The sequence below is a fragment of the Bacillus sp. JK74 genome (assembly GCF_053663395.1).
The window spans coordinates 1-10,553 of sequence record NZ_JBSJQB010000012.1 but is presented as its reverse complement, the minus strand read 5'-3'; the positions used below and the strand labels follow the sequence as shown (position 1 = coordinate 10,553).

The 10,553-nt window shown below is 52.5% G+C and carries 2 protein-coding genes; both read left to right on the top strand.

Going from position 1 to position 10,553, the window contains the following annotated elements; all coding sequences use genetic code 11:
- Positions 1 to 2,409, top strand: a 2,409-nt coding sequence (locus ACWJJ5_RS19185) for a condensation domain-containing protein (protein WP_454022618.1), incomplete at its 5' end; no start/stop codon positions are given.
- Positions 2,410 to 2,430: 21 nt separating this feature from the next.
- Positions 2,431 to 10,553: surfactin non-ribosomal peptide synthetase SrfAB (srfAB, locus tag ACWJJ5_RS19180; RefSeq protein WP_454022617.1), on the top strand; the 8,123-nt coding region annotated here is incomplete at its 3' end.

Below are 10,553 nucleotides of genomic sequence, written 5' to 3'. Positions count from 1 at the left end.
GTGACCATCACCTTCCTGCCGACGCAGCTGGCCGAACAATTTATGGAGCTGGAAAATACCTCTCTCCGCATGCTTCTCGTCGGCGGCGACAAGCTGAAGCGGGCGGTGAAAAAGCCGTACACGATCGTCAACAACTACGGTCCGACGGAAAACACCGTCGTCGCGACAAGCGGCGTCATCAATCCTGAGGAAGGATCGCTTTCGATCGGACGGGCGATTGCCAATACGAGAGCTTATATTCTCGGCGACGGCGATCAGGTGCAGCCGGAAGGCATTGCCGGTGAATTGTGCGTGGCCGGCCGCGGTCTGGCACGCGGATACCTGAACCGTGAAGAAGAAACGGCGAAGCGGTTTACCGCAGATCCGTTCGTGCCCGGCGAGCGCATGTACCGGACCGGCGACCTCGTCAAATGGAACGCGCAGAGCGGCATCGAATACATCGGCCGTATCGACCAGCAGGTCAAAGTGCGGGGCTACCGGATCGAGCTTTCAGAAATCGAAGTCCGCCTCGCCCAGCTTGCGGATGTTCATGACGCAGCGGTGACGGCTGTGGAAGACAAAGCGGGCAATACCGCGCTTTGCGCCTATGTCGCGCCTCAACAGGACGATATTGAAGCGCTCAAAGCCGCGCTGAAAGACACGCTGCCTGACTACATGGTGCCGGCGTTCTGGGTGGAGATGGACGAGCTTCCGGTCACCGCAAACGGAAAGATTGACAAAAAAGCCCTGCCGGAACCGGACATTGAAGCGGGAAGCGCCGCTTACAAAGCGCCGGAAACGGAGATGGAGACGCTGCTTTCTGACATTTGGCAGGAAGTGCTCGGTCTTGATCAGATCGGCGTAAGCGATAATTTCTTCACGCTCGGCGGCGACTCGATCAAAGGCATCCAAATGGCGAGCCGTCTGAACCAGCACGGGTATAAATTGGAGATGAAAGATCTCTTCCAGCATCCGACCATCGAAGAGCTCGTCTCTTACGTGGAGCGGACGGAAGGCAAGCAGGCCGATCAGGGACCTGTCGAAGGCGAAGCGGACTTAACGCCGATCCAGCGCTGGTTCTTTGAGAAAAACTTTACCGACAAACACCACTGGAACCAATCCGTCATGCTTCATGCGAAAGACGGCTTTGATCCGGAGATAACAGAAAAAACATTACATGTCCTGACGGTGCACCATGATGCGCTCCGGATGATTTATCGTGAACAAAAACCGTATTACAGAGGGCTTGAGGATGCGTCTGTTGAACTGAACGTCTTTGAGCTGAACGGACCTGCTGAAGACCATGAGGACCGTATCGAACGAGAAGCAGACCGTCTTCAAAGCAGTATTTCACTGGAAACAGGACATCTGCTGAAGGCCGGGCTCTTCCGGGCTGAAGATGGAGACCACCTTCTTCTCGCAATCCATCACTTAGTCGTGGATGGTGTATCTTGGCGGATTTTACTGGAGGACTTCACGTCCGTTTATACGCAGCTGAAGCAAGGCAATGAACCGGCGCTGCCTCCGAAAACACATTCATTCGCCGAATTTGCTGAGAGAATCAAAGAATACGCAAATACGAAGGCGTTTCTGAAAGAAGCGGATTACTGGAGAGAGCTTGAGGAAAAAGAGGTATGCACTCAGCTTCCGAAAGACAGGCAGTCTGGTGATCAGCGCATGAGACATACGAGAACGGTCAGCTTCTCTCTGACGCCTGAACAAACTGAACAGCTGACGACAAACGTACATGAAGCCTACCATACGGAAATGAACGACATCCTGCTCACGGCGCTCGGACTGGCGCTGAAAGAGTGGACGGGTGAAGACACGATCGGCGTTCATTTGGAAGGCCACGGGCGCGAAGACATTCTTGACGGCCTGAATATCACCCGGACGGTCGGATGGTTTACGAGCATGTATCCGATGATCCTTGAGATGAAGCACGCCGACGATCTTTCATATCAGCTGAAACAAATGAAAGAAGACATCAGACACATCCCGAACAAAGGAGTCGGCTACGGCATTCTGCGTTATGTAACGGCGCCTGAGCATAAAGAGAATCTTTCATTTAAGATTGATCCGGATATCAGCTTTAACTACTTAGGCCAGTTTAATGAGATGTCGGATTCCGGCTTATTTACAAGATCCGGGATGCCGTCAGGACAATCGCTGAGCCCTGACACAGAGAAGCCGAATGCGCTTGATATTGTCGGATTTATAGAAAATGGGCAGATGACGATGACGTTTGCCTATCATTCTCTCGAATTTCATGAAAAAACCATTCAATCGTTCAGTGACAGCTTTAAAGGGCACCTCTTGAAAATCATAGATCACTGCCTGGCCCAAGACGGACCTGAGCTTACGCCTAGCGATCTTGGCGATGATGATCTGACGCTTGATGAACTTGATAAATTAATGGAAATTCTCTAACAGAAAAGACAGAGGTGACATATGAGCAAAAAATCGATTCAAAAGGTGTATGCACTCACACCGATGCAGGAGGGAATGCTGTATCATGCGTTACTTGATCCGCATTCTTCCTCCTACTTCACACAATTAGAGCTTAGGATTCACGGAAGCTTTCAGCTTGAGCTTTTTGAAAAAAGCGTCAATGAGCTGATCCGGACATATGACATCCTGCGTACGGTATTCGTGCACCAGCAGCTTCAAAAACCGCGCCAAGTCGTATTAGCAGAGCGGAAGACGAAGGTACACTATGAAGATATCAGTCAATTAGATGAAGCGCGCCAAACCGAATATATTGAACGCTATAAACGCGATGTGCAGCAGCAGGGCTTTCATCTGGCGAAGGATATTCTCTTTAAAGCGGCGGTGTTCAGGCTCAGTGAGAAGGAGCTGTATCTCGTCTGGAGCAATCATCATATTGTCATGGACGGCTGGAGTATGGGCGTTTTGATGAAAAGCCTGTTTCAAAACTATGAAGCGCTTCGTGCCGGCCGGCCCGCCGGGGGAAGCCAGGGCAAACCTTACTCTGACTATATCAAATGGCTCGGAGGCCGGGATTATGAGGAGGCGGAACAATATTGGAGCAGCCGCCTGGCGGATTTCGAACAGCCGAGCCTGCTCCCGGGCCGTCTGGCATCAGAAAAGAAAGACTACTACCAAAATGAAGAATATTCTTTTGTCTGGGATGAAGAGCTGGTCGCGCAGATTCAGCAGACCGCCAACCGGCATCAAGTCACGGGGCCTAACCTGTTTCAGGCCGTTTGGGGTGCGGTGCTCAGCAAATACAACTATACAGACGATGTGGTGTTCGGCACCGTCGTATCAGGCCGTCCTTCAGAAATCAACGGCATTGAAACGATGGCGGGGCTGTTCATCAATACGATTCCCGTCAGAATCAAGATTGACAAAGATGCAGCCTTTTCTGACGTGATGGCGGCAGTTCAGAAAAACGCCGTGGAAGCCGAGCGCTATGATTATGTGCCGCTCTATGACATTCAAAAGCGCTCCGCTCTGGACGGCAGCCTCTTGAATCATTTGGTCGCGTTTGAAAACTATCCGCTGGACAAAGAGCTGGAAAACGGGGGCATGGAGGAAAGACTCGGCTTTTCCATTAAAGTTGAACATGCTTTTGAGCAGACGAGCTTTGATTTCAATCTCATCGTGTATCCGGGAAAAACGTGGACTGTCAAAATCAAATACAACGGAGCGGCTTTCGCTCATGATGCCATCGAACGAACGGCGCATCATCTGACCTGCATGATGAAAGCGGCGGTCGGAACGCCTGATGCGCCCGTGCGGGAACTCGGCCTTGTTTCAGGCGAAGAAGAGCGGCAGATTGTTGAGATATTCAATGATACGAAAACGGCGCTTCCGGAAGAGGAGGCCGTTCACCGGTTGTTTGAAGCACAGGCAAACCGGACGCCTGCAAGCATCGCGATAAAAGAAGCGGGACGCGAATGGACCTACCGTGAAGTGAACGAAGCGGCCAACCGCCTGGCGAGACACCTTGTGAAGAGCGGGCTGGAAAAAGGCCGGACCGCCGCTATTATGAACGACCGGTCTGCGGAAACCGTTATCGGCATGCTTGCCGTCCTAAAAGCAGGCGGCGCCTATGTGCCGATTGATCCGGCTTTTCCGGAGGACCGTCTCCGCTTTATGGCGGAAGACAGCTCGATTCGGCTCGTGCTGACAGTTCAGGACTATCAAGAACAAGCGGGCACATTGCAAGTCCCGATTGTCATGCTGGATGAAAGCGAGGAGAAAACGGTAAGCGGAACAGACTTGAATCTTCCGGCCGGCGGCAACGACTTGGCGTATATCATGTATACATCCGGGTCGACCGGAAAACCGAAAGGCGTCATGATTGAACACAGAAATATCATCAGGCTCGTCAAACATTCGAATTACGTGCCGGTTCATGAAGAAGACCGGATGGCGCAAACGGGAGCCGTCAGCTTTGATGCCGGAACCTTCGAAGTCTTCGGCGCATTGCTGAACGGAGCGGCATTACACCCGGTGAAAAAAGAGACGCTGCTTGACGCCGGGCAATTCGCCCAATTTCTGAAAGAGCAGCGGATCACGACCATGTGGCTGACGTCTCCGCTGTTTAATCAGCTTGCCCAAAAGGATGCCGGCATGTTTAACACGCTCCGGCACCTCATCATCGGCGGTGACGCGCTTGTGCCGCATATTGTCAGCAAAGTGAGGAAGGCATCACCGGAGCTGTCGCTTTGGAACGGCTACGGGCCGACGGAGAATACGACGTTTTCGACGAGTTTTCTCATTGATCAGGACTACGACGGCTCGATCCCGATCGGGAAGCCGATCGGAAATTCCACTGCGTACATTATGGACGAAAACCGCAACCTCCAGCCGATCGGCGCGCCCGGTGAGCTGTGCGTCGGCGGAAGCGGAGTGGCAAGAGGCTATGTGAATCTGCCTGAATTAACGGAGAAGCAGTTTGTCCGCGATCCGTTCAGACCGGATGAAATGATATACCGGACGGGGGACTTGGCGAAGTGGCTTCCGGACGGCGCGATCGAGTTTCTCGGCAGAATTGACAACCAAGTAAAGGTCCGCGGTTTCAGAATCGAGCTCGGCGAAATCGAGGCGAAAATCAGCCAGGCGGAGAATGTGACGGAATCTGCGGCTGTGATCCGGAAAAATAAAGCGGATGAAAATGAAATCTGCGCTTACTTTACCGCAGACCGGGACCTTTCACCGGAAGACCTGCGCAAAACGCTTTCGGAATCACTTCCGGAATACATGATTCCCGCGCACTTCATCCAGATGAATCAGTTTCCGCTGACGGCGAACGGAAAGATTGATAAAAAAGCGCTGCCTGAGCCTCAGGCTGAAGCCGTTCAAAAAGAATACGAAGCGCCGAAAACGGAAGCGGAGCAGAAACTCGCGGACATTTGGGAAGGCATTCTCGGTGTAAAAGCGGGTGTGACTGACAATTTCTTCACGATTGGCGGACATTCTTTAAAAGCTATGATGATGACCGCTAAAATCCAGGAGCACTTTCAAAAAGAAGTGCCGATTAAAGTGTTATTTGAAAAGCCGACCATTCAGGAGCTTGCGCATTATTTGGAGCATGAGAGCGAGGAGGAACAGCAGTTTGAACCGATCCGACAAGCGCCTTATCAGAAGCATTATCCTGTTTCCTCAGCACAGCGCAGGATGTATATCCTTAATCAGCTCGGACAGGCCAGCACGAGCTACAACGTCCCTGCTGTACTTCTGCTGGAAGGATCAGTAGACAAAAACCGTCTTGAAGAGGCCATGCAGGCATTGATCAACCGTCATGAGACACTGCGTACGTCGTTTGACATGGCAGATGGAGAAGTCGTGCAGACCATTCATAAAAATGTGTCGTTTGAGCTTGAAACCGCCGAGGGCCGGGAAGAAGATGCAGAAGAGCTGACAAAAGCCTTTATCAGGCCGTTTGCGCTCAATCGTGCGCCGCTGGTCCGTTCGAAGCTGATCCGGCTTGAAGAAGATCGGCATCTTCTGCTGATTGACATGCACCACATTATTACGGACGGAAGCTCAATGGGCATTTTTATCGGTGATCTTGCGAAGCTTTATCAAGGCACGGAGCTTGAGCTGCCAAAGATTCATTATAAGGATTTTTCAGTCTGGCAGCGTGAAAAAGCAAATCTCGATCAGCACGAAGCCTACTGGCTTGATACGTTCAAAGGCGATCTGCCGGTGCTGGATCTGCCGCTTGATTTCCCGCGTCCTGCCGAGCGCAGTTTTGAAGGGGAACGCGTCATCTTCGGGCTTGATAAACAGGTGACGGCGCAGATTAAGAAGCTGCTGGCTGATACGGATACGACGATGTACATGTTCTTGTTGGCCGCTTTTCAAGTGCTGCTGTCCAAATATTCGGGCCAGGAAGACATCATAGTCGGGTCTCCGGCGGCCGGAAGACAGCATCCTGATCTCCAAGACGTGCCGGGCATGTTTGTCAACACCGTGGCGCTTCGGTCGCATCCTGCCGGCAAAAAAACGTTCAAGCAATTTCTGAATGAAGTGAAAACGGCGAGCCTTCAAGCTTTTGAGCATCAAAGCTATCCGCTTGAAGAATTAATTGAAAAACTGCCGTTAACGAGGGACACAAGCCGGAGTCCGCTGTTCAGCGTGTTATTTAATATGCAGAACATGGAGATCCCGGCCCTGCGGCTCGGAGATTTGGAGATTTCTTCTTACTCCATGCATCATCATGTCGCTAAATTTGATCTTTCCTTAGAAGCGGCTGAGCGCGGAGAAGAGGTCGGATTGAGCTTTGATTACGCGAAAGCCTTATTTGCGGACGAAACCATCCGCCGCTGGAGCGCTCATTTTGTCAATCTGATTAAAGCCTGCGCCGAAAATCCGGATATTCAGCTGGCCGACGCAAGCCTGCTGTCCGCTCCTGAGCGGGAAGCGCTCCTTTCTGATGAAAAACGGACGGAAGCGGATCTGCCTGAGGGCACTTTTGTTTCACTGTTTGAACGGCAAGCGCAAAAAACGCCTGATCTCACGGCGGTTGCGGGCGGAACAAGTCTGACATATCGTGAGCTTGATGAACGCTCGAACCGGTTTGCCCGCCACCTTCAGGCTTGCGGAACGGGCAGTGAGGACATCGTGGCCATTATGATGGATCGTTCGGCCGACTTGATTACCGCGATTCTCGGCGTCATGAAAGCCGGAGCGGCATTTCTCCCGATTGATCCGGAGACTCCTGAAGAGAGAATCCGCTACTCTCTCGAAGACAGCGGAACGAAGCTTCTGGTCGTCAATGAGAGAAACATGACCGCGGCCGCCGTTTATAAAGGAAAAACGGTCGTAATGGAAGACGGAGAATGGCAGAACGAAAGCGCCGACCGGCTTGAAACGGAGCCCGGCGCCGACCAGCTTGCCTATATCATTTATACCTCGGGAACAACGGGCAAACCGAAAGGCGTCCAGCTGGAGCACCGCAATCTAATCAATTATGTCACATGGTTCAGCCGTGAAGCCGGTTTGACCGAAGCTGACAAATCCGTGCTGCTGTCTTCTTACGCATTTGATCTCGGCTATACGGCCATATTCCCGATTCTTCAGGCGGGCGGCGAGCTGCACATTGTGCCGAAAGAGACGTACACCGCACCTGATCAGCTTGGTGAGTATATACAGAAAAACGGCATTACGTATATGAAACTGACGCCGTCATTGTTCCATATGATCGTCAACACAGCCCGTTTTACGTCAGAACGCCGTTTCAGCCCGCTTCGTTTAGTGGTGCTCGGCGGAGAAAAGATCATCACGTCCGATGTCCGCAAGTTTCATGACGTATACGCCCATACCGACTTCATCAATCACTACGGGCCGACGGAAACGACGATCGGCGCCATTGCGGAACGGATCAATATGGAGCGTCTTGATCAATATGAGCAGCGTCCCGTCATCGGCCGCCCGATCGCAAATACCGGCGCGCTTGTATTGGACGGAGCAATGCAGCTCGTTCCTCCGGGCGCAAGCGGCGAGCTTTATATTACCGGGAAGGGGCTTGCCAGAGGATATCTTCACCGTCCGCAGCTGACGGCGGAGAAATTTATCTCAAATCCTTTTTCACCGGACAGCCTGATGTACAAAACGGGAGATGTCGTCCGCAGGCTTCCTGACGGGACGATTGAATTTATCGGCCGTGCGGATGATCAGGTGAAAATCCGGGGCTACCGCATTGAATTAAAAGAGGTTGAAACCGTGCTGTTAAGCGTAAACGGCATTCAGGAGGCGGTCGTTCTCGCAGTCAGCGAAGGCGGGCTGCCGGAACTGTGCGCGTACTATAAAGCCGACAGCGGGCTGAAAGGCTCTGAGCTTCGCAAACGGCTTTCCGAAACACTGCCGTCTCATATGCTTCCGGCTTACTTCGTGCAGGTAGACCGCATTCCGCTCACAGCCAACGGAAAAACCGATAAAAACGCCCTCCCGAAACCGGGCGTCAGCCAAACGGCGCAAACAGCTTCAGCCTTGCCGGAAACGGAATTGGAGGAAAAGCTGTGCCGCATTTGGAAACAGACACTCGGTACGGATACGCTCGGCATCGACGATAATTTCTTCGATTACGGCGGGCACTCTTTAAAAGGCATGATGCTCCTCGCCAATATTCAGGCTGAACTGGACAAAACGGTTCCGTTAAAAGCGCTGTTCGAACAGCCGACTGTCCGCCTGCTTGCCGCATATATCGAAAAATCGGCGGTATCTGAGGGATATCGGATGATCACACCGGCAGACAGTGCAGACGCGTACCCGTTATCATCCGCCCAAAAACGGATGTACGTCCTGAACCAGCTTGACCGGGAGACAATCAGCTATAATATGCCGTCCGTTCTTCTGATGGAAGGAGAAGTCAATATTTCAAGGCTTCAGGAAGCGCTCAATCAGATGATCAATCGCCACGAATCTTTGCGGACGTCCTTTATCGATCAAAAAGGCCAGCCGATGCAGCAGATCGCAGAACAGGCTGACATTGACCTGCACATTTTTGAAGCAGCGGACGAGGAGAAAGCGGATCTTATCATTCAGGCATTTATTAAGCCGTTTGATCTGAGCGCGGCTCCGCTCATTCGGGCCGCTCTTGTCAGACTGAATGAAAAGAAACACCTGCTGCTGCTGGATATGCATCATATTATTGCCGACGGCGTGTCCAGAAGCATGCTGGTCAAAGAGCTCGCTCACCTTTACAAAGGCGGAAGTCTGCCGTCGCCGAACCTGCACTATAAAGACTTCGCCGTCTGGCAGAATGAACCCGGGCAGGCCGAACGGATGAAAGACCATGAGCGTTATTGGCTCTCCGCATTTTCCGGCGAGCTTCCTGAATTGAATCTGCCGACCGATTTTCCCCGTCCGCCGGTTCAAAGTTTTAAAGGACAATCCGTCCGTTTCAGAGCGGGGCGTGAAACGGAAAAAGCGGTGCGTGAATTAATGGAATCATCGGGAGCGACTCTTCACATGGTGCTTCACGCCGCGTTCCATGTCTTTTTGAGCAAAATCACGGGGCAGCGCGATATCATTATCGGTTCGGTGACCGCCGGAAGAACGAGCGCCGAAGTTCAGGAAATGCCGGGGATGTTTGTCAATACGCTTGCGCTTCGCAATGAAACACGAAAAGAGCAGACCTTCGCCGGGCTGCTCGAACAGGTGAAACAAACCAATCTCGACGCGCTGGCGCATCAGGATTATCCGTTTGAGGATCTGATCGGAAAGCTTGACCTGCCGAGAGATATGAGCCGCAACCCGTTGTTCCAGGTGATGGTGACGACAGAAGATCCGGATAAAGAAACACTGGAACTGGAGAACCTGCGCATCACTCCGTATGAGTCAAACCAAGGCACGGCGAAATTCGATCTGACACTCGGCGGCTTTACGGATCAAGAAGGTCTCGGCCTTCAGTTTGAATATGCGACTGATCTGTTTAAAAAAGAAACCATTGAAAAGTGGAGCGCCGGGTTCCTGCGGATTCTGAAGCAAGCGGCGGAAAGCCCGGACAGAAAGCTGCCTGAGATTTCACTGATCAGCGATGCTGAAAAACAAGCCCTCCTTGACGCATGGAAAGGAAAAACACTCTCTGTGCCGCGGGACAAAACGGTTCACCGTCTCTTTGAAGAAACGGCCGCCCGCCATGCGAACCGGCCGGCCGCGGCATACAACGGCGCGAAATGGACGTACGGTGAGCTGAACGCAAGGGCGAACCGCATCGCGCGCATTCTCATGGACTGCGGCGTCACAGCTGATGAACGTGTCGGCATTTTGACGAAACCGTCCTTGGAAATGGCCGCGGGCGTACTCGGCGTCTTAAAAGCGGGCGCGGCATTTGTGCCGATTGACCCCGACTACCCACAAGAGCGGATCAGCTACATTCTGCAGGACAGCGGCGCCAAGCTGCTTCTCACACAGGAAGCGCTCGACGTGCCGGATGGCTACAAAGGTGAAACGATCCTGCTTGACGGCGGACGCTCCATTCTGAGCCTGCCGCTTGATGAAAACGATGAAGCGAACCCGCAGACGGAAACAACGGCGGATCATCTCGCTTATATGATTTACACGTCAGGAACGACCGGACAGCCGAAGGGTGTCAT